30 protein-coding genes are annotated in these 25,491 nt (G+C 64.7%); 23 read left to right on the top strand and 7 right to left on the bottom strand.

Annotated features, from left to right (window positions below; genetic code table 11):
* Positions 1 to 99 precede the first annotated feature (99 nt).
* The 10 genes from IVB42_RS17750 to IVB42_RS17705 all read left to right on the top strand — a co-directional run bounded on the left by IVB42_RS17750 (position 100) and on the right by IVB42_RS17705 (position 8,066).
* Positions 100 to 546 (top strand): carbon monoxide dehydrogenase subunit G, encoded by a 447-nt coding sequence (locus tag IVB42_RS17750; RefSeq protein ID WP_018455582.1) that lies wholly within the window; start codon positions 100 to 102, stop codon positions 544 to 546.
* Between the two features lie 164 nt (positions 547 to 710).
* Positions 711 to 1,196, top strand: coding sequence for a (2Fe-2S)-binding protein (locus tag IVB42_RS17745; protein WP_007602418.1), 486 nt, complete (start codon positions 711 to 713; stop codon positions 1,194 to 1,196).
* 33 nt (positions 1,197 to 1,229) lie between these two features.
* Positions 1,230 to 2,036 (top strand): xanthine dehydrogenase family protein subunit M, encoded by an 807-nt coding sequence (locus IVB42_RS17740; protein WP_247470691.1) that lies wholly within the window; start codon positions 1,230 to 1,232, stop codon positions 2,034 to 2,036.
* A 62-nt stretch (positions 2,037 to 2,098) separates the two neighbouring features.
* The gene (locus IVB42_RS17735; protein WP_026232979.1) at positions 2,099 to 3,034 is read left to right on the top strand and encodes a MoxR family ATPase; all 936 of its coding nucleotides are present in this window, start codon (positions 2,099 to 2,101) and stop codon (positions 3,032 to 3,034) included.
* Positions 3,035 to 3,166: 132 nt separating this feature from the next.
* Entirely contained in the window at positions 3,167 to 4,369 is a 1,203-nt protein-coding gene (locus IVB42_RS17730; RefSeq protein WP_085361694.1) for a VWA domain-containing protein, read from the top strand.
* A 9-nt stretch (positions 4,370 to 4,378) separates the two neighbouring features.
* Entirely contained in the window at positions 4,379 to 4,702 is a 324-nt protein-coding gene (locus tag IVB42_RS17725; protein ID WP_007602422.1) for an XdhC family protein, read from the top strand.
* 2 nt (positions 4,703 to 4,704) lie between these two features.
* Complete coding sequence (locus IVB42_RS17720) at positions 4,705 to 5,406, top strand: XdhC family protein (protein WP_018455586.1); 702 nt, start codon at positions 4,705 to 4,707, stop codon at positions 5,404 to 5,406.
* Positions 5,403 to 7,007 carry a molybdopterin-binding/glycosyltransferase family 2 protein gene (locus IVB42_RS17715; RefSeq protein WP_018455587.1) on the top strand — a complete coding sequence of 535 codons (1,605 nt, stop codon included), beginning with the start codon at positions 5,403 to 5,405 and terminating at the stop codon, positions 7,005 to 7,007. Before IVB42_RS17720 ends, IVB42_RS17715 begins: the two co-directional genes overlap by 4 nt.
* Before the next feature lie 195 nt (positions 7,008 to 7,202).
* Positions 7,203 to 7,592 (top strand): DUF4189 domain-containing protein, encoded by a 390-nt coding sequence (locus IVB42_RS17710; protein WP_018455588.1) that lies wholly within the window; start codon positions 7,203 to 7,205, stop codon positions 7,590 to 7,592.
* A gap of 63 nt (positions 7,593 to 7,655) precedes the next feature.
* Complete coding sequence (locus IVB42_RS17705) at positions 7,656 to 8,066, top strand: DUF2000 family protein (protein WP_018455589.1); 411 nt, start codon at positions 7,656 to 7,658, stop codon at positions 8,064 to 8,066.
* Positions 8,067 to 8,109: 43 nt separating this feature from the next.
* Here IVB42_RS17705 and IVB42_RS17700 read toward each other — a convergent pair whose 3' ends face one another.
* The 3 genes from IVB42_RS17700 to IVB42_RS17690 are packed head-to-tail and all read right to left on the bottom strand — an operon-like array spanning position 8,110 to position 9,331.
* Complete coding sequence (locus tag IVB42_RS17700) at positions 8,110 to 8,523, bottom strand: GFA family protein (protein ID WP_018455590.1); 414 nt, start codon at positions 8,521 to 8,523, stop codon at positions 8,110 to 8,112.
* An 11-nt stretch (positions 8,524 to 8,534) separates the two neighbouring features.
* A complete protein-coding gene (locus tag IVB42_RS17695; protein ID WP_247297309.1) occupies positions 8,535 to 8,999 on the bottom strand; it encodes an SRPBCC domain-containing protein in 465 nt (154 codons plus the stop codon).
* Positions 8,996 to 9,331 (bottom strand): metalloregulator ArsR/SmtB family transcription factor, encoded by a 336-nt coding sequence (locus IVB42_RS17690; protein WP_018455592.1) that lies wholly within the window; start codon positions 9,329 to 9,331, stop codon positions 8,996 to 8,998. Before IVB42_RS17690 ends, IVB42_RS17695 begins: the two co-directional genes overlap by 4 nt.
* A gap of 108 nt (positions 9,332 to 9,439) precedes the next feature.
* Here IVB42_RS17690 and IVB42_RS17685 point away from each other — a divergent pair, with 108 nt between their 5' ends.
* The 8 genes from IVB42_RS17685 to IVB42_RS17650 all read left to right on the top strand — a co-directional run bounded on the left by IVB42_RS17685 (position 9,440) and on the right by IVB42_RS17650 (position 16,071).
* Positions 9,440 to 10,135: a TetR/AcrR family transcriptional regulator gene (locus tag IVB42_RS17685; RefSeq protein WP_018455593.1), complete on the top strand. Its 696-nt coding sequence runs from the start codon at positions 9,440 to 9,442 to the stop codon at positions 10,133 to 10,135.
* Positions 10,132 to 10,920: an efflux RND transporter periplasmic adaptor subunit gene (locus IVB42_RS17680; RefSeq protein WP_026232982.1), complete on the top strand. Its 789-nt coding sequence runs from the start codon at positions 10,132 to 10,134 to the stop codon at positions 10,918 to 10,920. The genes IVB42_RS17685 and IVB42_RS17680 overlap by 4 nt, the downstream gene beginning before the upstream one ends.
* Positions 10,917 to 11,846, top strand: coding sequence for an ABC transporter ATP-binding protein (locus IVB42_RS17675; RefSeq protein ID WP_247470687.1), 930 nt, complete (start codon positions 10,917 to 10,919; stop codon positions 11,844 to 11,846). Before IVB42_RS17680 ends, IVB42_RS17675 begins: the two co-directional genes overlap by 4 nt.
* Positions 11,843 to 13,006 carry an ABC transporter permease gene (locus IVB42_RS17670; protein ID WP_247337369.1) on the top strand — a complete coding sequence of 388 codons (1,164 nt, stop codon included), beginning with the start codon at positions 11,843 to 11,845 and terminating at the stop codon, positions 13,004 to 13,006. Before IVB42_RS17675 ends, IVB42_RS17670 begins: the two co-directional genes overlap by 4 nt.
* Positions 13,007 to 13,037: 31 nt before the next feature.
* Entirely contained in the window at positions 13,038 to 14,345 is a 1,308-nt protein-coding gene (locus tag IVB42_RS17665) for an adenylate/guanylate cyclase domain-containing protein (RefSeq protein WP_085351070.1), read from the top strand.
* Positions 14,346 to 14,498: 153 nt separating this feature from the next.
* Complete coding sequence (locus IVB42_RS17660; RefSeq protein ID WP_247470684.1) at positions 14,499 to 14,699, top strand: hypothetical protein; 201 nt, start codon at positions 14,499 to 14,501, stop codon at positions 14,697 to 14,699.
* Positions 14,700 to 14,758: 59 nt separating this feature from the next.
* Positions 14,759 to 15,034, top strand: coding sequence for an amidohydrolase family protein (locus tag IVB42_RS17655; protein ID WP_018455598.1), 276 nt, complete (start codon positions 14,759 to 14,761; stop codon positions 15,032 to 15,034).
* A 122-nt stretch (positions 15,035 to 15,156) separates the two neighbouring features.
* Positions 15,157 to 16,071: a PhzF family phenazine biosynthesis protein gene (locus IVB42_RS17650; protein WP_085396321.1), complete on the top strand. Its 915-nt coding sequence runs from the start codon at positions 15,157 to 15,159 to the stop codon at positions 16,069 to 16,071.
* Positions 16,072 to 16,220: 149 nt separating this feature from the next.
* Here the strand turns inward: IVB42_RS17650 and IVB42_RS17645 are convergent, their stop codons facing one another.
* Positions 16,221 to 16,682, bottom strand: coding sequence for a DUF488 domain-containing protein (locus IVB42_RS17645; protein ID WP_018455600.1), 462 nt, complete (start codon positions 16,680 to 16,682; stop codon positions 16,221 to 16,223).
* 22 nt (positions 16,683 to 16,704) lie between these two features.
* A complete protein-coding gene (locus IVB42_RS17640; protein WP_085385045.1) occupies positions 16,705 to 17,526 on the bottom strand; it encodes a DUF72 domain-containing protein in 822 nt (273 codons plus the stop codon).
* Positions 17,527 to 17,641: 115 nt separating this feature from the next.
* On the opposite strand from IVB42_RS17640, the gene IVB42_RS17635 reads away from it, so the two are divergent.
* The 4 genes from IVB42_RS17635 to IVB42_RS17620 all read left to right on the top strand — a co-directional run bounded on the left by IVB42_RS17635 (position 17,642) and on the right by IVB42_RS17620 (position 21,216).
* The gene (locus tag IVB42_RS17635; RefSeq protein WP_247470681.1) at positions 17,642 to 18,022 is read left to right on the top strand and encodes a hypothetical protein; all 381 of its coding nucleotides are present in this window, start codon (positions 17,642 to 17,644) and stop codon (positions 18,020 to 18,022) included.
* Positions 18,023 to 18,111: 89 nt separating this feature from the next.
* Positions 18,112 to 18,315, top strand: coding sequence for a hypothetical protein (locus IVB42_RS17630; RefSeq protein WP_085351075.1), 204 nt, complete (start codon positions 18,112 to 18,114; stop codon positions 18,313 to 18,315).
* A 258-nt stretch (positions 18,316 to 18,573) separates the two neighbouring features.
* Positions 18,574 to 19,707, top strand: coding sequence for a glycosyltransferase family 2 protein (locus IVB42_RS17625; protein ID WP_085351076.1), 1,134 nt, complete (start codon positions 18,574 to 18,576; stop codon positions 19,705 to 19,707).
* Between the two features lie 6 nt (positions 19,708 to 19,713).
* On the top strand, positions 19,714 to 21,216 hold the full coding sequence (locus IVB42_RS17620) for a glycosyltransferase family 39 protein (RefSeq protein WP_204511628.1): 1,503 nt from the start codon (positions 19,714 to 19,716) through the stop codon (positions 21,214 to 21,216).
* Positions 21,217 to 21,241: 25 nt separating this feature from the next.
* Here the strand turns inward: IVB42_RS17620 and IVB42_RS17615 are convergent, their stop codons facing one another.
* Together IVB42_RS17615 and IVB42_RS17610 are read right to left on the bottom strand one after the other, a co-directional pair.
* A complete protein-coding gene (locus IVB42_RS17615; protein WP_247297313.1) occupies positions 21,242 to 23,131 on the bottom strand; it encodes an adenylate/guanylate cyclase domain-containing protein in 1,890 nt (629 codons plus the stop codon).
* 75 nt (positions 23,132 to 23,206) lie between these two features.
* Positions 23,207 to 23,731 (bottom strand): FecR domain-containing protein, encoded by a 525-nt coding sequence (locus IVB42_RS17610; protein ID WP_026232987.1) that lies wholly within the window; start codon positions 23,729 to 23,731, stop codon positions 23,207 to 23,209.
* Positions 23,732 to 24,378: 647 nt separating this feature from the next.
* Here IVB42_RS17610 and IVB42_RS17605 point away from each other — a divergent pair.
* Positions 24,379 to 25,452, top strand: a complete 1,074-nt coding sequence (locus tag IVB42_RS17605; RefSeq protein ID WP_018455608.1) for a DUF2778 domain-containing protein — start codon at positions 24,379 to 24,381, stop codon at positions 25,450 to 25,452.
* Positions 25,453 to 25,491: the final 39 nt, after the last annotated feature.

Below are 25,491 nucleotides of genomic sequence, written 5' to 3'. Positions count from 1 at the left end.
CACGTGACCGAGGGCCACCCTTTCTTTTGCCGCCTCCGTGCGGTACTTGAGCTGCATTATAGTTGCGCGATCCAAGTTCGGTATCCCGGGAGGCACCCAATGGCCATGACGATGAACGGCGAAGTCCAGCTTGCGGCGCCGCGCGAGGCCGTGTGGGCCAAGCTCAACGATGCCGAGGTGCTGAAGGCCTGCATCCCCGGCTGCGAGGAGCTGGAGAAGACCGACGATGGCGGCTTTCGCGCGACGGCGAAAATGAAGGTCGGTCCGGTGTCGGCGCGCTTCAAGGGCAAGGTCACACTGTCCGATCTCGACCCGCCGAACGGCTACAAGATCTCCGGCGAAGGCGAGGGCGGGGTGGCCGGCTTCGCCAAGGGTGGCGCCGTGGTCAAGCTTGCGGAGAAGGACGGCGGCACGCTTTTGTCCTACGAGGTCGAGGCGCAGATCGGCGGCAAGTTGGCGCAGCTCGGCCAGCGCCTGATCAACGGCGCCGCCAAGAAACTGGCCGACGAATTTTTCGCGAACTTCGCCAAGGCGGTACAGGGCTGAAGGCCAACACCTCAAGCATTGCGCCTTTCGGCATATCGCGTTTTGTCATGGCGCCTTGCATTCCGGGTGATGTTGCCCCGGGGCATAATGGCCCATATGATGGGTTGGAATAAATATAAGAACCGCTTCGACGGGACCCGTCGGGGCGCTGATAGAGAGTGTTTATGGCAAAAATCTCCCTCATCGTGAACGGCAATCCTGTCACGGCCAATGTCGATCCCCGCACCCTGCTGGTGCAGTTCCTGCGCGAGAATCTGCGGCTCACCGGCACCCATGTCGGCTGCGACACCTCGCAGTGCGGCGCTTGCGTCGTGCATCTGGACGGCAAGGCCGTGAAGTCCTGCACCACGCTCGCCGTGATGGCCGACGGCCACGAGGTCAAGACGATCGAGGGCCTGGCCGCCGACGGCGCGCCGCTGCATCCGATGCAGGAGGCCTTCCGCGAACACCATGGCCTGCAGTGCGGCTTCTGCACGCCCGGCATGATCATGACCGCGATCGACATCGTCCATCGCAAGGGCAACGAGCTCGACGACCACACCATCCGCGAGGAGCTGGAAGGCAATCTCTGCCGCTGCACCGGCTACCAGAACATCGTCACCTCGATCTCCGCCGGCGCCAAGGCGATGGCGAAATCCGATCTCGCGTAAACCTCGCGCGCACTCTGCGATCAGGACATTCAGATGTACGATTTCAAATACCATCGCCCCGGGACCGTTCGGCAGGCCGCCAACCTCCTGGTGAAGAACGAAGACGCCAAGGTGATCGCCGGCGGCCACACGCTGATTCCCGTCATGAAGCAGCGCCTCGCCAGCCCGCCGCATCTGGTCGACCTCTCCCACATCGATGGGCTCAACACGATCGAGATGAAGGGCCGCGCGCTCGTGATCGGTGCCACCGCCAGGCATGCCGAGGTCGCAAGCTCCGCCATCGTCGGCGAGGCGATCCCGGCGCTCGCGAACCTGGCCGGCCAGATCGGCGATCCCGCCGTGCGCCACAAGGGCACGATCGGCGGCTCGCTCGCCAACAACGACCCGACAGCGGACTATCCGGCTGCCGTGCTTGCGCTCGGCGCCACCATCGTCACCAACAAGCGCCGCCTCAAGGCGGAGGAGTTTTTCCAGGGCCTGTTCACGACGGCGCTCGAAGCCGACGAGATCATCACCAAGGTGATGTTCCCGCTGCCGAAGAAGGCGGCCTATATCAAGTTCCGCAACCAGGCCTCGCGTTACGCGCTGGTCGGCGTGTTCGTGGCGCGGCGTCCCTCCGACGTGCGGGTCGCGGTCACCGGCGCCGGCTCCGAAGGCGTGTTCCGTGTCACCGCATTCGAGGAAGCCCTGAAGAAGCGCTTCGCCGCGAAGGCGCTTGAGGGCATCGAGGTGCCGTCGGACGGCCTCAACAGCGACATCCATGGCAGCGCCGAATACCGCGCGCACCTCATCGGCGTGCTGACGCGGCGTGCCCTCGACGCCGCCAACGCCAAGGAGTGAGTGATCCTCACGCCTCGGCCCAAACTTGTCCCCGGTGAGGGCGTAGCGAGACTGGCTTTTTCATGACCTCAGCGGCCAATACGTCCGGTGCCAATACTTCAGTTGTATTGCCGGCATCGGTCGATTCGATGCTCGAACTCCTGACGTCGCGCGGCTATCTCGCCGAGCGATCGCTGGCCACGGTGACCTATCTGTCGCTGCGCATGGGCCGGCCGCTGTTTCTGGAAGGCGAAGCCGGCGTCGGCAAGACCGAGATCGCAAAAGTGCTGTCGGCGGCCTTGGGGCGGAAGCTGATCCGTCTACAGTGTTACGAAGGCCTCGACGTTTCCTCGGCGGTCTACGAATGGAATAGCGCCGCGCAGATGATCGCGATCCGGATGGCGGAAGCCGCCGGCGACACCGATCGCGATCAGCTCTCCTCCGATATCTTCGCCGACCGCTACATGATCAAGCGGCCGCTGCTGCAGGCGCTGGAGCCCGACGTTGCGGGACCGCCGGTGCTCTTGATCGACGAGCTCGACCGCGCCGACGAGGCGTTCGAGGCGTATCTGCTCGAAATCCTCAGCGACTTCCAGGTGACGATTCCCGAATTCGGCACCGTGAAGGCGCCGCATCCGCCGATCGTGATCATCACCTCCAACCGCACCCGCGAAATCCACGACGCGCTGAAGCGGCGCTGTCTCTATCACTGGGTCGATTATCCCGATGCCGATCGTGAGCTCGCGATCGTCAAGTCGCGCGTGCCGGGCATCTCCGCGAAACTGTCGCAGCAGGTCGTGCGCTTCGTCCAGGCGCTACGCAATCAGGATTTCTACAAATCGCCGGGCGTTGCCGAGACCATCGACTGGGCCACTGCGCTGTCGGAGCTCGACGCCCGCTCGCTGACCCCGCAAGTGGTCGGCGACACGCTGGGCGCGCTGCTCAAATACCAGGACGACATCACGCGGATGCAGGGCGACACCTTGCAGAAGGTGCTGAAGGACGCGACGAGCGAGTAACTTGTCATTCCGGGGCGCGCGGGAGCGTGAACTCTGGTGCGCAATTGCGCACCTGAGAATCTCGCGCCACAATCTCTGGATTCCGGGTTCGTCGCTTCGCGACGCCCCGGAATGACGGAGCGAGGAAAGACCATGGCCATCAACCACCTTGCGCCTGAGCAGACCGAGCAGTTCGCCGACAACATCGTGGGCTTCGCCCGCGCGCTGCGTTCGGCCGGCATGCCGGTCGGGCCGGGTGCGGTCATCGATGCCATGAGCGCGCTTGAGGTGATCGACATCGGCCACCGCGCCGACGTCTTCACCACGCTGGAGGCGATCTTCGTCAAGCGCCATGAACATGCGCTGATCTTCAAACAGGCCTTCAACCTGTTCTTCCGGGCGTCGGAAGAGTGGAAGCACATGCTGGATTCGGTGCCGTTGCCGGAGCAGGCCAAGAAGAAGCCGCAGGCCGGCTCCCGCCGCGTCCAGGAGGCGATGTCGCAGCCTCGCATGACGGAGACGCCGCAGCACCAGGAGCAGGATTTGCGCCTGTCGGTCTCCGACAAGGAAATCCTTCAGAAGAAGGATTTCGCTCAGATGAGCGCGGCTGAGATCACCGAAGCGCTCCGCGCTGTCGAGCGGATGCGGCTGCCGCAGGCCGAGCTATTGACGCGCCGGCACCGGCCTGATGCGCGCGGGCTTCGTCTCGATTTGCGCCGCACCTTACGCGCGTCCTTGCGCACCGGTGGCGACATCATCGACATCCATCGCCTCGGGCGGATCGAGAAACCGGCGCCGATCGTCGCGCTGCTCGACATCTCGGGTTCGATGAGCGAGTACACCCGCCTGTTCCTGCATTTCCTGCATGCCATAGGGGACGCGCGAAAACGTGTCTCGGTGTTCCTATTCGGCACTCGCCTCACCAACGTGACCCGGGCGCTGCGCCAGCGCGACCCCGACGAGGCGCTGGCGAGCTGCTCGGCCTCGGTCGAGGACTGGGCCGGCGGCACGCGGATCTCGGCCTCCCTGCACAATTTCAACAAATTGTGGGCGCGGCGCGTGCTGAGCCAGGGCGCCATCGTGCTGCTGATCTCCGACGGGCTGGAGCGGGAAGCCGATTCCAAGCTCGCCTTCGAGATGGACCGGCTGCACCGTTCCTGCCGGCGGCTGATCTGGCTCAACCCGCTGCTGCGGTTTGGCGGCTTCGAGGCCAAGGCCCAGGGCATCAAAATGATGCTGCCGCACGTTGACGAATTCCGTCCGGTACATAATTTGAGCTCGATCCAGGAGCTGATCACCACGCTCTCCCGGCCGCTGCCGCCGCATCACCGCAGCTTGATCCGCTCCGCAGCCTGAGAGGTAGCCATGCTCGATCGCGACGAGGATATTCTGAAGGCGGCGGAGGACTGGCAGAAGGCCGGCCGTGGCGTCGCGCTCGCCACCGTGGTCGAGACCTGGGGCTCGGCACCGCGTCCGGCGGGCTCGAGCCTAGTCATCAACGACGAGGGCACGTTCCTGGGGTCCGTCTCCGGCGGCTGCGTCGAGGGCGCCGTGGTCACGGAGGCCATGGATGTGATCCAGAGCGGCAAGCCCAGGATGCTGGAGTTTGGGGTTGCCGACGAGACTGCCTGGAATGTCGGGCTGTCCTGCGGCGGCACCATCCGCGTCTTCGTCGAGAAAGTCGGCTAGCCGTGAAGCTCGAGATCCTGCACGAACTCAATACCGAGCGCGCCGCGCGCCGCGCGGTGATTTTGGTCACCGACACCGAGAGTGGTGAGCAGCGCCTGGTGAAGGCCAAGGATTTTGCCAAGGATCCATTAGGCGCCGAGCTCGACAAGCAGCTTCGCATGGGCAAAAGCGCCAGCGTCGAAGCCGGCGGCAAGAAGCTTTTCCTCAACGTCTATGCGCCGACCGCAAAGCTCGTCATCGTCGGCGCCGTCCATATCAGCCAGGCTCTGGCACCGTTGGCGCGCTCGCTCGGCTACGACGTCACCGTGGTCGATCCGCGCACGGCCTTTGCGAGCCCCGAGCGCTTCCCCGACGTTCCACTGGTCGCGGAATGGCCCGACACGGCGCTGCCGCTGCTCAACGTCGACGCCTACACGGCCTTCGTCGCGGTAACGCACGATCCCAAGATCGACGATCCCGCGCTGCTGCACGCCTTCGAGCGCAACTGCTTCTATATCGGCGCGCTCGGATCGCGGAAGACGCACGCCAAGCGCGGCGACCGGCTGCGGGCGCAAGGCGCCAAGGAGGCTGACATCGCGCGCATCCACGCGCCGATCGGGCTTGCGATCGGCGCGGTCTCGCCGTCCGAGATCGCGGTCTCGATCATGGCCGAGATCACGGCGGTGCTTCGCCTGCCGCCCAAAGAAAAAGAAGAAGCCGCATGAAGTTCGGCCCGGCGAGTCCCAGGGATGCGATCGGCGGGGTGACCGTCCACACCCTGCGCCAGGGACCGCTGGTGCTGAAAAAGGGCACGACGATCGGCCCGGCCGAGGTCGAGGCGCTGGAGCGCGCCGGCATCAAGGACGTTGTGGTGGTGCGGATGGAGGAGGGCGATGTCTCCGAGGACATCGCTGCCGCCAGCATCGCGCTCGCGGTCGGCGGCGAGGGCATCCATGTCGAGCGCGCCTTCACCGGCCGGGCCAATCTGTTCGCCGCGCAGCCAGGCGTGCTGGTGATCGATCGCGCCGCGGTGGACCGCATCAACAATATCGACGAGGCCATTACCTTTGCCACGCTCTCCGCCTACAAGCCGGTGGTCGAGGGCGAGATGGTCGGCACCGTCAAGATCATCCCGTTCGGCGTCAAAGGAAACTTGCGTGATGCCGCGGTGAAGGCCGCGGGTCGCGACGTTCTGAAGATCGCGCCTTACGTCATCAAGCGCGTCGGCGTGGTCTCGACGCTGCTGCCCGGCCTGTCCTCCAAGGTGATCGACAAGACGTTGCGGGTCACCGCCGAGCGGCTGGCGCCAGCCGGAGCCGGCATCATCGCGGAGCGGCGGGTTCCGCATGAGGAGCAGGCGCTGTCGGCTGCGATCAAGGAACTGCTGGGACTTGGCGCCGAGCTCGTGATCGTGTTCGGTGCATCCGCGATCGCCGACCGCCGCGACGTGATCCCTGCGGCCGTGACCGGCATCGGCGGCGAGATCGAGCATTTCGGCATGCCGGTGGATCCCGGCAACCTGCTGCTGATTGCCCGGGCCGGCGCCGTGCCGGTGCTGGGCGCGCCCGGCTGCGCGCGCTCGCCGGTCGAGAACGGCTTTGACTGGGTGCTGATGCGGCTGCTCGCGGGCATCAAGGTGACGCGGTCCGAGCTGATGGGCATGGGTGTTGGCGGCCTCCTGATGGAGATCGTCACGCGCCCGCAGCCGCGCGCAAAACCGGAGATCGAGGGCAACAACCAGGTCGCGGTCATCGTGCTCGCAGCAGGCCGCTCGACCCGGATGGGTGGGCCGAACAAGCTACTGGCCGAGCTCGATGGCAAGAAGCTGGTGCGAATAGCGACCGAGCAGGCGCTGGCCTCCAAGGCGTCCGAGGTGATCGTCGTCACCGGCCATCAGACCGAGCTGATCGAACAAGCCTTGCAGGGCCTGAAGGTGCGTTTTGTCAAAAATCCGGATTTTGCCGGCGGCATCGCAAGCTCGGTCAAGGCGGGCATCGCGGCCGTTCCCGAGGCGTCCGACGGCGCCGTGGTCTGCCTCGGCGACATGCCGCTGATCGACGCCGGCCTGATCGACCGTCTCATCGACGCGTTCGCACCGGACCGCGGCAATCTCATCGTCGTGCCCGTCAGCGAAGGTCGCCGCGGCAACCCTGTGCTGTGGTCGCGCCGCTTCTTCAAGGAGTTGATGACGCTCGACGGCGATGTCGGCGCGCGCCATCTGATCGCCAAGCACACCGAGGCCGTCGCCGAAGTGCCGGTCGACGGCGAGAGCGCCTTCCTCGACATCGACACGCCGCAGGCATTGGAAGCGGCACGGCGGGGATAGCGGTTCGTAGGGTAGGCAAAGGCGCGCAGCGCCGTGCCCACCATCCCTCGACACGGTGGTGTTTGATTGGTAGGCACGCGTCGCTTTGCCACCCTGCGGCACGCCCAGGCCTCAATTCAACGCCCCGTTCACCATCTGGAAACAACCGCCGCTTACAGTCACCTTCACCTGCCTTGGGGGGAGGGGTGTTTTTCCATGGCTTCGAACGTCGTCGCGCGCCGTTGCGCGATGTTTTTCTTTGCGCTGTCCGTCTGCATCGCGGGCGCTCGCCATATCACGGATGCGCATGCCGCCGGTGCATTTGCGGTCGGCAAGTGCGGCGCTTACGGCCAGGCCTTTGATTATGGCGCCGAGCACGAAGCCCGTGCGGCGGCGCAGAAGCAGTGCAAGGGCGATTGCACGACCGTGACGATGAAGCGCGCCTGCGCCGCGATGTCGGTCGATCTTTCCAATCCCTGCGGCGCCTATGGCTATGCCGTCAAGCCGAAGATCTCGACCACGCTCAATGCCGCCACGCGCGAATGCTACAAATACGGCGGCAAGGAATGCGTGATCCGCGCCTGGGCCTGCGACGCCAAGGGTTGATTCCTGTTGCAGTCATTCCGATCGTGCGTAGCATCGAATCCGGAATGACAGTCGGGGAGTTGCATGCAGTTCGATACCAAGATCGCCATCGTGATTCGTACCGATCTTCAAGCCTGGCAGAAGCTCAACGTCGCGGCCTTCCTCACCAGCGGCATCGCCGCGGCCTTTCCGGAATGCATCGGCGAGCCCTATGAGGACGCGTCGGGCACGAAATATCACGCGCTGATCGGTCAGCCGATCCTGATCTATGGCGCCGACGGTCCCGCATTGACGCGCGCGCTCGATCGGGCCCTGACGCGCAACGTCAAGCCGGCGGTCTATACCGAGGACATGTTCAAGACCACTCATGATGCCGCCAACCGCGAGGTGGTGAGGGCAGTGGCGCGCACCGATCTCAATCTCGTCGGTCTCGCGATGCGCGCGGAGCGCAAGGTGATCGACAAGATCGTCGACGGGTTGAAGTTTCATAGTTGACGTGAACGCGCGCGGTCTTGCGCGCGCTTCCACCTGCGATGCCTCACCCCGGCGGCATGCCCGCGAATTTGGGCAGGTCAGGGTCAAGACGATCCCAGTGATGTCCGCGCGCGGCGAAAGTGACCGCCTGCGGCTTGTAGCGGGCGGGCTCGTCGAGGCTTGCGGCGCGGATCGTGAAGACGTCGGGCTGTGCCGCGAAGGTCATGTACACAGGCACGCCGCACTGTGTGCAGAAACCGCGCGTCTTCACGTTGCCGCTGTTGGCGACCATGTCCCAATGCTTTGCCTCGCCCGTCACCGTGACGCCGTCGCGTGCGAATGTCATGTACGAGCCGTGGGCGCTGCCGCTTTCGCGCTGGCAGTCCCGGCACTGGCAGTGATTGCTGAACAGCGGCTCACCGGCAATCGAATAGCGGATCGCGCCGCAGGCGCAGCCGCCGGTATAGGGCTTGGTCATGCGATTACTCCTTACTTGTCTTCGCCGCTGATCTCGTCGAGCTGGCGGACGACCTTCTTCCAGCCGCCGCTCATGCCCGTGTAGGCCGATTCGTTCCTGGGCAAGACGAAGCCCGCATGAACCAGACGGATCCGCGTGCCGTCCTCGACCGGGGTGAGGGACCACGTCACGACGGTGTCGAGCGGCGCGCCGTAGCCAATGTTGCGCTCATCGCCGCCCTTCCAGGCGTAGACGAGGCGGCGGTTCGGCATGACTTCCAGGACCCGGCAATGGATGACACCATCCCATGCGCCGCCCGGCGTGGTCTGGTAGGTGAAAGAGTTGCCTTCGACGGCCTCGAAACCGGTCGGCGGCATCAGCCAGCGCGCGATCAGCTGGGCGCTGGTCAGCGCCTTCCAGATCGTCTCCGGCGCATGAGGGAGCACCTCGTCGATGACGATGTCTTTTGTCTCGGCTTTCAATCCAACAGCACTCACGGGTCGATCTCCTTCAAGAGGTCACGCAGGTTCTGGAAGCGCTCGCGCCAGAACACGCCGTAATGGTCCATCCAGGAGACCAGCGGTTCGAGGCCTTGCGGCGCGGCACGGTAATAGACGTTGCGGCCCTCGGCACGCTCGGCGACGAGGCCGGCCTGCTTGAGGGACTTCAAATGTTGCGAGATCGCGCCTTGCGTCACGCCACTTCCCCGCGTGATTTCAGCGACGCTGATCTCCGTGCTCTCGAACACGCGTTCGAAGACGGCGCGTCGCGTCGGGTCCGCGAGGGCGCGCATGACGGTGGTAACGGGATTTGGGGCGGCTTCGATCATAGGATTAGATTAGCCGTCGCTAATGAATTAGTCAATACTAATTTGTGGACCAGATTGGGTCCGTAGCGCTGTCTTGACTATGACTGACTGGTCAGTCATATCCGATCAATGACCAGGAAACCCGCCAAAGCCGCCACGCCGCCCGCAGCTCGCTCCAACGCGAAGGCCAATTCACGCGCTGGGGAGGATGCGGTGTCCGCGCCGAGCCGTGCCACGCGCGCGGCGGAGCGGCGCGCGGCGATCGTGGATGCCGCGATGGAGGAATTCATCGCGCGGGGCTTTGCCGCGACGCGGCTCGACGACATCGCGAAGCGTGCGGGTGTCGCCAAGGGCACCATCTACCTGCACTTCAAGGACAAGGAATCGATGTTCGAGGAGCTGGTCCGGACGGTGATCGTGCCTGTCGTGACCCGGTTGACGGCATTGCCGCCACCGGCGGGCTCGGTGCGCGATCTGGTCGAGGCGTTTGCGAGCAACTTCCTGAAGGAGGTCATCGGCACCAGGCGCGGCGATCTCGTGCGCCTGATCGTGGCCGAGGGGCCGCGGTTTCCCTCCGTGGCCGACTTCTACTACCGCGAGGTCGTCTCGCGCGGCATCTCCGCCATGCGCGCCCTGATCGAGCTCGGCATCGCCCGCGGCGAGATCCGCCAGAAGAACCTGGCGCATTACCCGCAGATCCTGGTCGCACCCGCGATGATCGCGGTGATCTGGCAGAGCCTGTTTGCGCGGCACGCGCCGCTCGACGCGCAGGACATGCTGCGCGTTCATCTCGATTTGATTTTTGGCGAACGGAGCACGACATGAGGTCGTCGCAAGCAATTTCTGTACTCGCATTGATCGCGGTCCTCGCGACCGGGCTTGCCGGCTGCAAAGACAAGCGTGATCCCGGCTTCCAGGGCTGGGTCGAGGCTGACATGATCTTCGTTAGCCCAGACGAGGCGGGTCGCGTGACGAAGCTCAACGTCCGCGAGGGCGATCAGGTCAAGGTCGGCGATCACCTCTATTCCGTCGACGACGATCTCCAGCTTGCCGATCTCAACCAGAACAAGGCGACGCTGGCGAATGCGCAGCAAACCTACGATCGCGCGGCTTCGCTGAGCAAGACCGGCTCGGGCACGCAGGCCAATCTCGACTCGGCCGTCTCCGCCTTGCGCGTCGCCGAGGCGCGGGTGGCGACCTCGGAGACGCGGATGGCGCGGCGCAAGGGCTTTGCGCCGGTCGCCGGCACCATCCAGCAGATCTATTTTCGCGAGGGCGAGATGGTGGCGGCCCAGCGGCCCGTGCTCTCGATCATGCCGCCCGGCAACATGAAGCTGCGCTTCTTCGTGCCGGAGACCGAGCTGCCGAAGCTTGCGATCGGCGATACGGTGCGGATCGCGTGCGACAATTGCGCCGCCGATCTCACCGCAAAGATCTATTTCATCGCAACCTCGGCCGAATACACGCCGCCTGTCATTTACAGCCTCGAGGAGCGCAACAAGCTCGTCTATCTGATCCAGGCGCGGCCTTCGCGTCCCGACGCCTTGCGCGTCGGACAGCCGATCGACGTCTATCTCAATCCAAAAACTCCGGTGGCGGACAAACGATGAGCGGCAATGGCATCGCGATCGACGTCAAGGGCCTGACCAAGTCGTTCGGCGGCCGGGAGGTCGTGCACGATCTGTCGATGCAGGTGAAACGCGGCTCGATCTACGGCTTCCTCGGGCCGAACGGCTCCGGCAAGACGACGACCATCCGCATCCTCTGCGGCCTGCTCACACCCGACAGCGGCGAGGGCACCTGCCTCGGCTACGACATCCTGAAGGACGCCGAAAAGATCAAGCGCCAGGTCGGCTACATGACCCAGCGGTTCAGCCTGTATCAGGACCTGTCGGTGCGCGAGAATCTCGAATTCGTCGCGCGGCTCTATGGCCTTGCCGACGCCCGCGGCGCCGCGCGCGACATGATCAAGCGGATCGGGCTCTCGGGGCGCGAGGAACAGCTCGCGGGCGAACTCTCCGGCGGCTGGAAGCAGCGGTTGGCGCTAGGTGCCTGCACATTGCCCGGTCCGAAACTGCTGCTGCTCGACGAGCCGACCGCCGGCGTCGATCCCAAAGCGCGGCGCGATTTCTGGAACGAGATTCATGCACTCGCGGCCGACGGTCTCACCGTGCTGGTCTCGACCCACTACATGGACGAGGCCGAGCGCTGTCACGAGATTGCTTATATCGCCTATGGCCATCTGCTCGTGCATGGCACCGTGGACGAGGTGATCGCGAAATCCGCGTTGACGACCTACACCGTGACGGGCGAGGACCTGAACGAGCTCACGGCTGCGCTCACCGGCAAGCCGGGAATCGACATGGTGGCGCCGTTCGGCACGTCGCTGCACGTCTCCGGCCGCGACGTCGCCGCGCTCGAGGCCAGCATCGCGCCGTGGCGCGAAAAAAGCGGACTGCATTGGCACAAATCATCGCCGTCACTGGAAGACGTGTTTATCGAATTGATGAGCCGTTCCAAGGACAATTTCCAATGAGCGCGGTCGATCATCCTGAACCCCAGCACGCGATCCGGGAGCGCTTCGGCTTCTGGAGGCGCTCCTATGCGATGCTGATCAAGGAGTTCATCCAGCTCAAGCGCGACCGCGTGTCATTTGCGATGATCGTGATGCTGCCTGTGATGCAGCTGCTCTTGTTCGGCTATGCCATCAACACCACGCCGCACAATCTGCCGAGCGCGGTGCTGCTTCAGGAGGATTCCGATCTCGCACGCTCGATCCTGAAGGCGCTGGAGAACACCGCCTATTTCCGCTTTCTCTACGAAGTCCACGACGTCGAAGATTTCGACAATCTCCTGAAATCCGGCAAGGTTCTGTTCGGCGTCGAGATCCCGCGCGGCTTCGAGCGGGCAGTGCGGCGCGGCGATAAGCCGGCGCTGCTGGTCGCGGCTGACGCCACCGATCCAGTGGCGGCGAGCGCGGCGATCGGCTCGCTCGGCATGGTCGTGCAGACCGCACTCAAGCACGATCTCTACATCGGAGATCCCCCGGAGATGCCGTTCGAGATCCGCGCGCACGCCCGCTACAACCCCGCCGCCGCGTCGAGCCTCAACATCGTGCCGGGCCTCGTCGGCACCATCCTGACCATGACCATGCTGATCTTCACCGCGCTCTCGGTCACGCGCGAGGTCGAGCGCGGCACGATGGAGAGCCTGCTGTCGATGCCGATCAAGCCGGTCGAGGTGATGTTCGGCAAGATCATTCCCTACGTGCTGGTCGGGTTCGTGCAGGCGTTCCTCATCATTGGCATCGGGGTCGGCCTGTTTGGCGTGCCGGTGCTCGGAAATCTGTTCCTGCTGGCGCTGCTCTCGGCGCTCTTCATCACGACCAATCTGGCGATCGGGTACACGATCTCGACGCTGGTGCAAAACCAGCTCCAGGCGATGCAGATGTCGATGATGTTCTTCCTGCCGAGCATCTTGCTGTCCGGATTCATGTTCCCGTTCGCCGGGATGCCGGCCTGGGCGCAATATGTCGGTGAGTGCCTGCCGCTGACGCATTATTTGCGCATCGTCCGCGCCATCATGCTGAAGGGTGCGAGCATGCAAAATTTGCGTTTCGACGCGTTGGCGCTGGCGGTCCTGATGCTGCTCGCCATGACCATCGCCGTGACGCGCTTCCGCCGCACGCTGGATTGAGGCAAGATGCCCCTGGAATCAAGGGGGCGGAATGGTCAGTTTTGCGAGCAGGAAGGCCCGGCAGCATGCCGTGATGTCCGAAGACTTCGAGCGCGAGCTGACGCGCGAGGTGCTGCGCACCGAGCTCGTGCGAGTGAGGGCGCTGATCACGACGGGCTGCGTCATCGTCGTGTTCCTCACCGCGATCTACCTCGTCAATTCCTCCGTGGTGCAGCGGGTCTGGCGGGGCACGGAGGGGCTTGCCGAGGTCTATGGTCTCCTGACCGGCTTCATCCTGTTCGAGGTCTGGGTCCACAGCCAGATCAGGCGAAACCTCAAGCTCGACCGCGATCTGCCGGTGATCCGGCGCTATATCGGCGCGCTGATCGAGACCTCGCTGCCGACCGTCATCCTGATCCTGCAGATCCGCAGCATGGGCGCGAGCCAGGCGCTCGGCTTCGTCGTGCCGCTGATCTATTTCATTTTCGTCATCCTCTCGACCCTGCGGCTCGACTTCTGGCTGTCCACCTTCACCGGCTTCGTCGCTGCGGGTGAGTTGCTCGCTGTGGCGCTGATCTTCGATCCCGCGAGCGGGAGCGGCGAGCCGCAGATCTATTTCCACGCGGTTCGAAGCACCATCATCCTGATCTGCGGCGTGCTTGCAGGCGCGGTCGGTGCGCAGCTCCGCCGCCAGTTCGCCGCAAGCATTGCCGCAGCGACCGCGCGCGACCGGGTGACCAACCTGTTCGGTCAGCACGTGTCGCCACAGGTCGTGGAGCGGCTGATGGCGGCGGGGACGAGCGTCGCCGGCGACCTCCGCCGCGTCGCCGTGATGTTCGTCGATTTCCGCGGCTTCACCGCCGGCGCGCAGTCGCGCACCCCGCAGGAGGTGGTCGACCGGCTCGACGGCGCCTTCGCCGTCCTGGTCGACATTCTCGACCGCGAGGGGGGCATCGTGAACAAGTTTTTGGGCGACGGCTTTCTGGCCCTGTTCGGCGCGCCGCTGGAGACCTCCGACGCCGCGCACCGCGCGGTCGCCGCGGGCCGCGAGATGCTGACCGCGATGGCGCGCATCAACGCGCAGACGAGCTGGCCGCTCAGAATCGGAATCGGCATCCATTTCGGCGAGGTCGTCGCCGGCAATATCGGCTCGCCCCGGCGCAAGGAATACACTGTCATCGGAGACACCGTGAACTTCGCCTCCCGGCTGGAGGCGCTGAACAAGGAGTTCGGCTCGCAGCTCTTGATCTCGGCGGCGGTCCGCGAGGCGCTGGGCGAGGACGGCGACGATGCGGTGTCGCTTGGGGAGGTCGAGGTGCGCGGCTATGAGCAGAAGGTGGCGGTGTTTCAACTGGGGTGAGGGCCGCCGCCTGCGCCTTCACTTGTGAGTCGCGTTTCGTTGAAGCGGCTCGCGTTTCGTTGAAGGCGCGTGATGAAATATCCTTGGTAGCTTTGGGTCTTGCACGGTGGAAGCCGAAAATCTCAGCTTCCCTTTGTTACCCGGAGAAAGCCAATGACTCGATCGATCCTTGTTGCAGCCGCCCTGATCGCCGCTGTCACCCAAAGCCAGGCCGCAGCGGCGCGGGACAGCGTGCCGCGCCGCGCCGCAACTCACGTGGCGGCCGACTGCGTCAGGGCTCCGGCAGCAGGCGCGTATGCCTCTGCGCCTTACGCACAGCCGCCTTGCCTGCCCAACACGGCGTCCGCGTACTAACTCGCGGCAGAGACGAAGCCGGGCCGGTGAAGTCCGCCAGCCCGGCGTCGCGAACGCTGATGGCGGACTGCGCGGGATCTCGCGCTGGAGGCCGAGTAGATTCGGCGCCGTATCGCAACGGCGCGGCCGGCGAAGATTTTGCGAAGACGGCCTACCCGCTGCTGCGCAACGCGTACGGCCTCGATCGACTGCTCTGGGGCAGCGACTGGCCGCACACGCAGTTCGAGAAGGCGCAAAGCTACGCGAAGAACCGGCGATTTATCGATGGGCTGATCGTCGATCAGAGTGAACGCGCGCAAGTGCTCGCATCGCCACGTTCGCTCTGCCGCTTTTGATCCGTCTTCCGCGATTGCTCCGATTGCACTCTATTTTGGGGCATGACGGGCGATGTCGCCGGCTTGTAGAGTGCCGGCGATGCAGCCGACCGAGGCTGCGCTTGCGTGAAGAGGAAGCGAAGATGCAGCGCCGCTACATCACCGTCGACGTGTTCACCGACCGCGCCTTCGGCGGCAACCAGCTCGCCGTGGTGCTGGATGCCGGCGGGCTCTCCACGCAGCAGATGCAGGCGATCGCGACCGAGTTCAACTATTCGGAGACGACCTTCGTACTGCCGCCGCGCGATAAGGCCAACGACGCCGAAGTGCGCATCTTCACGCCGGTGTTGGAGATCGCCTTTGCCGGTCATCCCAATGTCGGCACAGCCTTCGTGCTGGCGTCGCTGGCGAAGGAGCCGAAACCTCGCCTGCTGTTCGAGGAGAAGGCGGGGCTCGTGCCGGTCGAGATCGTGCGGGAGCAGGGCCGGGTGGTCAGAACGGAGCTGACCGCGCCGCAGCCGCTGGCGCGGTATGCGCCACTGTCACCTGCTGAAGCCGCGAGTTGCATCTCGCTCGGCGCGGATGACATCAAGACCGACAACCACGCAGCGCACGTCGTCACCGTCGGAAACGCGTTTCTCGTGCTGGAGCTGCATTCGCGCGAGGCGCTGAAGCGGGCCCGGCCGGATGCCGCGGCCTATGGCAAGATATTGCCACGCGATGGCGCCCGCTCGGTGTGGTTTTATACCCGTGACGTGCCCGCAGCGGAGGCGCCATGTGAGCGCCAGGCGCGCATGTTCATGCGCGGCGCCAGCGGCCTCACCGAGGATCCCGCGACCGGCAGCGCAACCGTCGCAGCCGCCGCGCTGTTCGCCGATCTCGATCCCAGGCGCGACGGCGAGTTGAGGCTCACGGTCGGCCAGGGCTTTGACATGGGCCGGCCCAGCATCCTGCAGACGCGCGTGCGCAAGCAGGACGGCAAGATCGTCTCCGCCCATGTCGGCGGCAGCTGCGTGCAGATGATGGAAGGGACGTTGAGGCTTGATGGGGAGGGTTAGCTCTCTATTCCATCGTCATGCCCGGGCTTGTCCCGCCTGCGCGGCCGAAGCCGCTTCGGCGAGGCGAAGGCCCGGGCATCCACGTTCTTCGTGCTGCGTGGCAAGGCGTGGATGGCCGGGACAGGCCCGGCCATGACGGAGAGAGTCGTTCAGGCCTGCCGTCCCGCCAAATTCTTCACCGTTACCCCATCGCGCTCCTCGATGATCTCCGCGATCATCTGGCGGTGGCAATGGGTGTGGTCGCGCTCGTAGCAAAGCAGGCAGACGGGACCGGCTTTCTTCACCAGCGCCGAGAGCTCGTCCATCTGCTCCCTGGCCTCCGGCGTCTTCAGGTGCTTTGAGAAAACCTTCTCCAGTACATCGTATTGCCCGCTGCGGGCGGCGAGGCGGCCTTCCTTGGGCGTGCCGAGCGCTGCCAGATGGACATAGGCGATGCCGCGTTCATCGAGGCCTGCGGCGAGCTGCCTCTTGGAAAAGCCGGGCCGGCGCGATGACGTCACCGCGCGCACGTCGACGACGAGCTTGACGCCGGATTGCTCCAGCTCGTCGAGCACTGCCTTCGGCGGCGTCTGCTCATAGCCGATGGTGAAGAGCTTTTTTGCCTTTGCCATGAGACACCTTTAGCGAAATACCTCAGCTCACCCGTGCGATCAGTTCCATCGCGCCGGCTGGCGCGCGCACCTTGCCCTCGTGGATGACATAGGCGAACACGTCGCGCGGCTCCTTCTTCGGCTTGGCCTTGTCGACCTTCGGCAGGTCGTCGGGTTCGCTTCCCTCGGCCCAGTCCTGAAAGCGCTTGGCCCAGGCATCGAGCTGCTTCGGCGGATAGCAGGTCTTGATCTCGTCATTGCCCTTCTGCAGTCGCGCATAGACGAAATCGCCGGCGACGTCGGCGATCGCCGGATATTTGCCGTGCTCGGCGAACACGACGGGCGTCTCGAATTCGCGGATCAGCGCGACGAAATCCGACGTGCAGAAACTGTCGTGACGGACCTCGACGACGTGGCGCAGCGCGCGTCCCTCGAGCTTGCGCGGCAACAGCTCGAGGAATTTTCCGAAATCGGCGCCGTCGAATTTTTTGGTCGGCGCAAACTGCCACAGCACCGGCCCAAGATGATCGCCGAGTTCCAGCACGCCGGAATCATAGAAACGCTTGATGGAATCCCCGGCCTCGGCCAGCACGCGCCGGTTGGTGGCGAAGCGCGGCCCCTTCACCGAGAACACGAAACCATCAGGCACCTCGCTCGCCCATTTGCGAAAGCTCTCCGGTTTCTGCGAGCCGTAATAAGTCCCGTTGATCTCGATCGAGGTCAGCTTCGAGGCGGCGTAGGACAGCTCCTTGGCTTGCGTGAGCTTCTCCGGATAGAACACCCCGCGCCATGGCTCGAAGGTCCAGCCGCCGATGCCGATGAAGATGTTGCCGGATTTTTTGGACGCGGTTTTTGCTTTGGCCACGGGAGGATCTCGGATGCGGGAGGAGGGCCTCCATCCTAATCAAACCAGTTGTGATTGGCCAGTTGCGACGTCCCGTCTAAGCTCGCGATAGGATCTGCGAAAAAAGGAGAACAAGATGCGGATGCTGATGGTGGGAGCGGCGCTCGTCATGATGACATCTGCTGCCATGATATCTTCAGTTATGGCCGACGATGACGATGCCAAGGGTGCGCAGAAGCTCGCCACGCAGGGCCGCGACGATTATTGGCATTGCCTGGCGCGGGAATATTCGCGCGTCGGCAATCAGGGCCTGTCGGAACAGGATTTTGGCCGCTCCGTCGCCGGAGCCTGTCCGTCGGAGCGACAATACTACCGGGTGGCACTGCTCGATTATCTCACCACGCAATATCCGGATATTGATGCCGGCGCCCATCTCGCGACCGCGAACAGGGCGGTGGAGGCGGCGCAGAAGGACATCGTGACGGCCTTCGCCAAGCACAAGCCGCCGCAGAAATAGCCCATTGAACCGGTGCGTCCGACAAGCCCTTCCGGCAGCGCGCTCATCCATGGTATCACTGGGCGCATCTGGAACAGGGATGGGTTTCCATGTCGTCTGAGTCGGTGGGGGGCATTTTGGGCGCGATCGTCGCGGCGATCGTGCTTGCGATGGCCGTCGTCTTTGGGCCGATCGGCCAGTACGGCAAGCCGCCCAAACCTGCGAAGGCCGAGCCGGCCGGGGCTGCGGCGCCGGCGGCCCCTGCCGCGCCCGTGCCGCGAGGGCCGGTGATCAAGGAAGTCCCGAACCAGTAAGCGCGTGAAAAAGGCCTCTTCCGCCCCTTGTAAAGCGGCGTTACCGTTCCCATTTAGCTTCTAACGGCGACGTTGAGCGAAAAACTCCGGCGCTGGAACGACCTTGGAATAGCACAGGCTGCGCCGGATGTACGCGCGGCCCGCCGTTCCGGGGTCGTTGGCATTTTGGGCCCCTTTTGGGGCCGCCCCCCAGAGAAACCCTGGCTTGCTGGCGCAAGTTCTTGGCAGCACAGGACGCGGCGGATATACGCTGCCGTCATGAATGAAGCGATCAGACCGGGCTCCGACATCCCACAGAAGGCTTCGCCGGCGCCCGAATTGTCGGTCGTCGTCCCGACCTTCAACGAACGCGACAATGTCACGGTGCTGTACCGGCGGCTGGAGGCCGTGCTGGCCGGCATCGCCTGGGAGGTCGTGTTCGTCGACGATAATTCGCCTGATGGCACCTGGGACGTCGTGCGCGCGCTGGCCCAGCGCGATAGCCGCGTGCGCTGTGTCCGCCGTATCGGCCGCCGCGGCCTGTCGGGGGCCTGCATCGAGGGCATCCTAGCCTCCAGCGCGCCCTATGCGGCCGTGATCGACGCCGACCTCCAGCACGACGAGACGCAACTGCCGAAGATGCTGTCGCTGCTCGCGAGCGGGCAGGCCGAGCTCGTGGTCGGCAGCCGCTACATCGAGGGCTACAAGAGCGAAGGCTTCAACAAGCAGCGCGCCGGCGCCAGCGCGCTGGCAACGGAACTCGCCAGGAAAGCGCTGCGGGTCGAGATCGCCGATCCCATGAGCGGCTTCTTCATGGTTCGCCGCGACCGCTTCGAGCAGCTGGCGCCGAAACTTTCCGTGCACGGCTTCAAGATCCTGCTCGACCTCGTCGCAAGCGCTAACGGCACCTTGCGCGCCATCGAAATTCCCTACACGTTCGGCGAGCGCCAGCACGGCGAAAGCAAGCTCGATTCCATGGTCGCGCTGGATTTTCTCGGCCTCGTTCTGGCGAAGTTCACCAACGATGCTGTCTCGTTACGTTTCCTGCTGTTCGCGATGGTCGGCGGGATCGGCCTCGTGGTGCATCTCACCACCCTGTTCATATCGCTCGAGCTGTTCAAGGAGCCGTTCGCGGAAGCGCAGGCCTCCGGCGCCATCGTCGCGATGACCAGCAATTTCGTTCTCAACAACTTCCTCACCTATCGCGACCAGCGGCTGAAGGGCTTTGCGCTGCTGCGCGGCCTGATCGCGTTCTACATCGTGTGCAGCGTCGGCCTGCTGGCCAATGTCGGCGTCGCCTTCTCGGTCTACGACCAGGAGCCGATCTGGTGGCTTGCGGGTGCGGCCGGGGCGCTGATGGGCGTGGTGTGGAACTACGCGATGTCCGGACTGTTCGTCTGGCGCAAGAAATAGCTCACGATGGGCGGGGCTGATGCGCGGATCGTCCGCAATACCGCGCTGGTGATCCTTGCGCTGGTCGGCTTGCGGCTCGTCGCAGCCGCCGTCACGCCGATCACCTTCGACGAAGCCTATTACTGGATGTGGTCGCAGAACCTCGCTGGGGGATATTACGACCACCCGCCGATGGTTGCCTACGTCATCCGCGCCGGTACCCTGATCGCGGGCGACACCGAACTCGGCGTTCGCGTGGTCTCGATCCTGCTCGCGCTGCCGATGAGCTATGCGGTCTATCGCTCCGCCGCGATCCTGATCGGCGGCGCGCGGGTGGCCGCGACCAGCGCCATCCTGCTCAATGTAACGCTGCTGGCCTCGGTCGGCACGCTGATTGTCACGCCCGATGCGCCGCTTCTGGTTGCCTCCAGCTTCGTGCTGTTCTTTCTCGCCAAGGTGCTGGAGAGCGGCCGCGGCATCTGGTGGCTCGCGGTCGGCGCAGCCGTCGGTGCGGCGCTCCTGTCCAAATACACCGCGATGTTCTTCGGGCTGGCGATCCTGATCTGGATCGCTGCCGTGCCGAAACTGCGGCACTGGTTTCTCTCGCCCTGGCCGTATCTGGGCGGTTTCGTTGCGCTCGCGTTGTTCTCGCCGGTGATCCTCTGGAATGCCGATCATCAATGGGTCTCGTTCGCAAAGCAGCTCGGGCGCGCCAGGATCGAGGATTTTCGTCCGGTCTTCATCGCCGAGCTGATTCCGACGCAGATCGCGTTCGCAACCCCGCTGGTGTTCATCCTCGGCGCGATGGGGCTGCACGCGCTGACCTGGCGCCGGGCCGGCGCACTCGCCTCGCGCGTGCTGATCGAGACGATGTTCTGGACCATCGTCGCCTATTTCGTCTGGCATTCGCTGCATGCCCGCGTCGAGGCCAACTGGTTCGCGCCGGTCTATCCGCCTTTCGTCATCGCGGCGGCCGCCGCCGCCAATCTGGTGCAGTGGAAGCCGCGGCAGCGTCGCCTGGTGGATTTCTGCCTGCGCTGGGCCGCACCCACCGGCATCGTGATGTTTGCCGCGCTGATCGTGCAGGCTAATACCGGCTGGCTGTCCGGCTATCGCCGCGATGCGACCGTGCGTAGCGTCGGCGTCGGCTGGCGCGAGCTCGCTGCCGAAATCGAAGCGGTGCGAGCTCGCAATGGCGCGACCTGCGTGCTTGCCCCGGACTACGGCACGACGGGCTGGCTCGCCTTCTATCTGCCGCGCGGCAGCTGCGTGGCGCAGCAAAACCAGCGCATCCGCTGGGCCAACATGCCCGAGCCGGATCCAAAGCTGCTTGCGGGCAAACTGATCTATGTCGACGAGCTGCGCTCTGACGGCCATCCCGCCGTCCACGATCTCTTTGCCAAGGTGACGCAGGTCGCGCAATTGCAGCGCAAGCGCGGCCCGCTCGTGATCGAGACTTACAGCATCGATCTGCTCGAAGGCGCCAAGGGCGACGTGCTGGACCGCTCGCCGCCGCCGGAAGCGCGGTAGCTCTCCTCGGAACGACGACGAAAGTTCAGTTGATCATCTCGGCCTTGGTCGAGGCCTGGTTCGGCCTGTCCTGGTCGCGCCAGAACCAGACGCTCACGACGCCGGAGCGGCCGCGGACCTGCGTGAGCAGGGGGCCCGACAGAACGCCGTGGGGAGCGCCCTGGAAATCGGCCGCATCCAGCAGCGTATCGCTGAGCGCGAGACGCGCGCCGTTTTTAGCAGCGACCTCCATCAACCGGCTCGCGACGTTGACGGTGTCGCCCGTCGCCGTGATGTGCTGATGGCTTTCGCCGAGGCGGGAGGCGACGATCGGGCCGAAATGCGCGCCGATCTTGAAGCCGAGCTGATCCCTGATCGCTGGCGGCAACCACGCGATCCAGCGCTCGACGCCGCGGTGCAGGTCGATCGCGCATTTCAGCGCGCGTGCGGCGTCGTCGGGCATCGCGCCGGGCAGGCCGAACAGGATCATGGCGCCGTCACCGAGAAAGCCGCTGATCATGCCGCCGCAATCGACCGCGGTCTTCTCGATCAGCGCGTGAAACGCCTTCAGAATGTCCTGGAGTTCACCCGGATCGATCCGCTCGCTCAGCGCCGTGAAGCCGGAGAGATCGATGAAGACCATTGCTGCGTCCTGCCGGACGGGTGTTGACAGGAAATTCGGATCCCGCGCCAGCCACTCCTGCACGGCCGGCGCCTGGAATTGCGCGAGCGACCGGCTCTTGGCGGCAAAATATTGCGTGCGGCGGCCTCCCGCCCACAATTGCACGCCGGCAAAGACCGCAACCGGCGGCACTGCCGCGGCGAGCGTGCTCGCGGCGTTCAACCAGACGCCATGCGTGAACGCAAACAGATTGAACCCGGCCCAGGCGATCATCACCGCGGCCGCGGCGACGATGCCGAGCGCGCTGCGCCGCCAGGCGAGCAGGCCCACCAGCAGCACCGGCAGCAGGATCGCGATGAGCGCGTCGGCGATGTGGACCTTGCGGTCGCGCACGATGCTGTCCCCGGCGACGAGATGGGTGATCGCGGTGGAGACCACTTCGACGCCGGGCATTAGAGAATCGAACGGTGTTGGGTAAAAATCACCGCCGCCGGCGACCGAGGCCCCGATCACGACGATCCGGTTCTCGATCGCCGCGCGACTTAACGTGCCGTCGAAGATGCTCTGTGCGCTGACGGTGCGGATGGTCCGGCGCGGGCCGTAATAGGTGATCGGTAGCGCGAAGTCGGCATCGGTGGGCACCGCGCGGTCGCCGAGCATCAGATGGTCCGGCGCGATCGTCAGCGACTTGTCGAGCGCGCGCGCCGCGACCCGCAACGGAAAGGACAGCTCGACCTTGTCGCTCGTCCGGAACAGCATCGGCACCGAGAGCGGCGAGCCCGATTGTCCGGTCGCAACATTGACGACGCCGACCTCGGCATGATCGGCGAACGCCGGCAAGGGCAGCAGGAAGCGCTCGGCCTGCGGCAGCGCGGCGAGGGGGCCTTGGCCGCTGGTCTCCACGGTCTCGCTGGCGGACGGGAAGATCGCTGCGGCGGCAAGGACGATGGGACCCGTAGCCAGCGTATTTGCCAGCGTAGCGTCGCCGATCGCAGCGCTGCGATCGACCAGCAGCAGGTCGATCGCGACGACCTTCGGCTTGAACTGCACGATGGTGTCGACGACGCGGGCGAGATCGGCGCGCGGCAGCGGATAGCTGCCGCCGCGCTTCACGACGGTGTCGTCGATCGCGACGATGGTGACGAGATCGGGCGGAACCCGCACGCCGCGGACCTGCGTCCGCCAATCCGTCAGCGTCGCCTCGAGGCGATCGAGAAACCGCAGATGACCGTTGGCGTGACCGGCATAGATGCCCGCGCCCCACAGTGCGGTGAGGACGAGTGCCACCAGGATCTGAACGCGTCGGCTACTCATGTGGTCGTGTTGCAATTTCTCTATCGTCCAAATGCTGTTCGCCGCGCCCAGGTGACCCGAACCATTGGCCAAGTCTTACTGACCAAGTCTTGCCATCAACGCGTCGACGCGCGGCTGGCCCCATGTCTTGACCGTCAACGGGCCTGTGGCTTCCACGTCGACGCCTTGGCCACGGTCTAATACCACGCTGCGCCCACCATTCCTTCGGCTCACGCCGACACGGCCGTCAGCCACGAAGACGGAGGTCTTGGCCTCTGCGACATCGACCGCCCATTTCGTGCCGCGCACCGCGGCGATCGCCTGCGGCGTCAGCACCTTGAAGGGATTGCCGCCGGGCTTCTTGGGCACCTCGACCAGCAGCGCTTTGCTGCTCAACTCCACCGAGTCTATATGTCCGTCGCGGTTAGCGTCCTTAAGTTCAAATCTGGCACCGCTTTCGGCAACGATCGTGATGCCGTTGTCGCAGCGCCAGGTCTGCGTACCGGCAGCAGATGGCGTCGCCGTGCAGCCCACATTGGCGGCAGGCTGGGCAATCGCGTGTCCGATCAACAGAAACGACCCCGCCAGAGCGAAAAACCCTGCGCGCACGAACTCTCTCATGCCAGCCTCCGTTTGCGTGCTCGGCACAGTTCAAGGCGATCTTGATACGGTACCGTATCACACGCAGAGGCTGCTGAAAAGTGCCGGTTGCCGTAGCTATTTTCTCGCTGCGGCCTTTTCCAGTGCGGTGCGATCAACTTTCGGTCAGGGCACCTGCTCGCGTGCGCGGTGTAGCTGCTGACAACCGCGCTGCGGCTGCGGAGCAGAGGGTGCTTGCACACCAGCCTCGCGCAACGCTTCCCCCGCTATCTTCCGGGTATTGAACACCACGAAAACGACTTGGTTGGATGGCCTTAGAGATGCGGCCGGAGACGGTCGCCGGCAACGCCAATCCCGCCGAGAATTATAGTTAACAGACGCCCTTAAGTCCGTAGTTCTGCGGGCTTTTTTCTCGAAATGGGACACCCCAACGGGTTGCCTCACATCCGCCCGAACTTAATCCGCATTTAACTAAAAGTGGCCTTAATGACGCTCCGACCCTCTGCGAGATGCTGTTCCCGGATCGTGACCAGCGGCGCTTCGAAGGGGGACCGAGTGACACCGTTCTGGACGCAAGGCGAATGAGTACGAGTATCGCTGCGCAAGGCATCGCGGCACGAAAGTCCAAAGGATTCTCGAGCAATTCCTATCGGAAGCCTTCCCGGAAAATGACCACCCAAAACGTGCTTGGCGCCGCCGTGATCGGCTGCGTCGTGCTTGGCGCCGGCTGGACCATCTACAGCAACATCTTTGCCGCCAGCGTCTATCCGACCGTCGGCAGCAGCGGCTACGACGAGCCCGTGATCAAGCGGGCGCCCAGGGTCGCGCTGCGCGAGGCCGGTGAGGCCGTCAAGGACGCCTTTGCGCTCTTGCCCGACCGCTTGCAGGTGGCAGCGCCGATCTCGCGCGAGATGTTCAACGATCGCTTTGCCGCGGCTGCGACCCAAGGCGTGACATCGAATGCGGCCAGCGCCGCGCCCGCAACCAAGGTCGCCGAAGCCAAGGACGCGCCGAAGCCGAGCGTGATCGCGAGGGTCGCGGAAGTCCTGAAGCCAGGTCCCGCCAAGATCGCTGACGCTGCGAAGTCCAAGCGCGGCGCTGACGCGCCGCTGCAGCTTGCCTCGGCAGATCCGGCCGAGATCGTGCCGGCGCCTGAGGCGAAGCCAAAATCGATTGCCGATCGCGCCAAGGCTGCGGTGATGTCGATTACCGGACCGCGCCAGTCGATGGTGGAAAAGCTCTGGGGCAAGCGCGAGCCGTCCGGTGGGCTGCTCGCCTATGCCTCGGCCGACGCCAGCGTGACCGCCTCCATCGCGCCGAGGGAGCAGAACCCCATGCTCGGCGGTTCGGCGCCCTATGAGCGTGACACCGCGGTCTACGACATCTCCGCTAAAACGGTTTACTTGCCCGACGGCACCAAGCTCGAGGCGCATTCCGGCCTCGGTTCCAACCTCGACGACCCGCGCTCCTCGCGCGTCCGCATGCGCGGTGTGACGCCGCCGCATATCTACACGCTGAAACCGCGCGAGGCGCTGTTTCACGGCGTGCCTGCGCTGCGCCTGACCCCGATTGGCGGTGAGAGCGCGATCTACGGCCGCGACGGCCTGCTCGCGCATACCTTCATGCTCGGGCCCAACGGCGATTCCAACGGCTGCGTGTCGTTCAAGGATTATTACGCGTTCCTCGACGCCTACCGCAACAAGGGCATCCGCAAGCTCGCGGTGCTGGCGCGCGTGGACTAGGCTCAGTCAATTCGAGATCACGCAAAGGGCCGCTTGCAG

Origin of the sequence: Bradyrhizobium sp. 45, from assembly GCF_023073155.1 — a bacterium.
Lineage (GTDB): Bacteria > Pseudomonadota > Alphaproteobacteria > Rhizobiales > Xanthobacteraceae > Bradyrhizobium > Bradyrhizobium canariense_D.
This window is presented reverse-complemented; position numbering and strand designations above follow the sequence as displayed.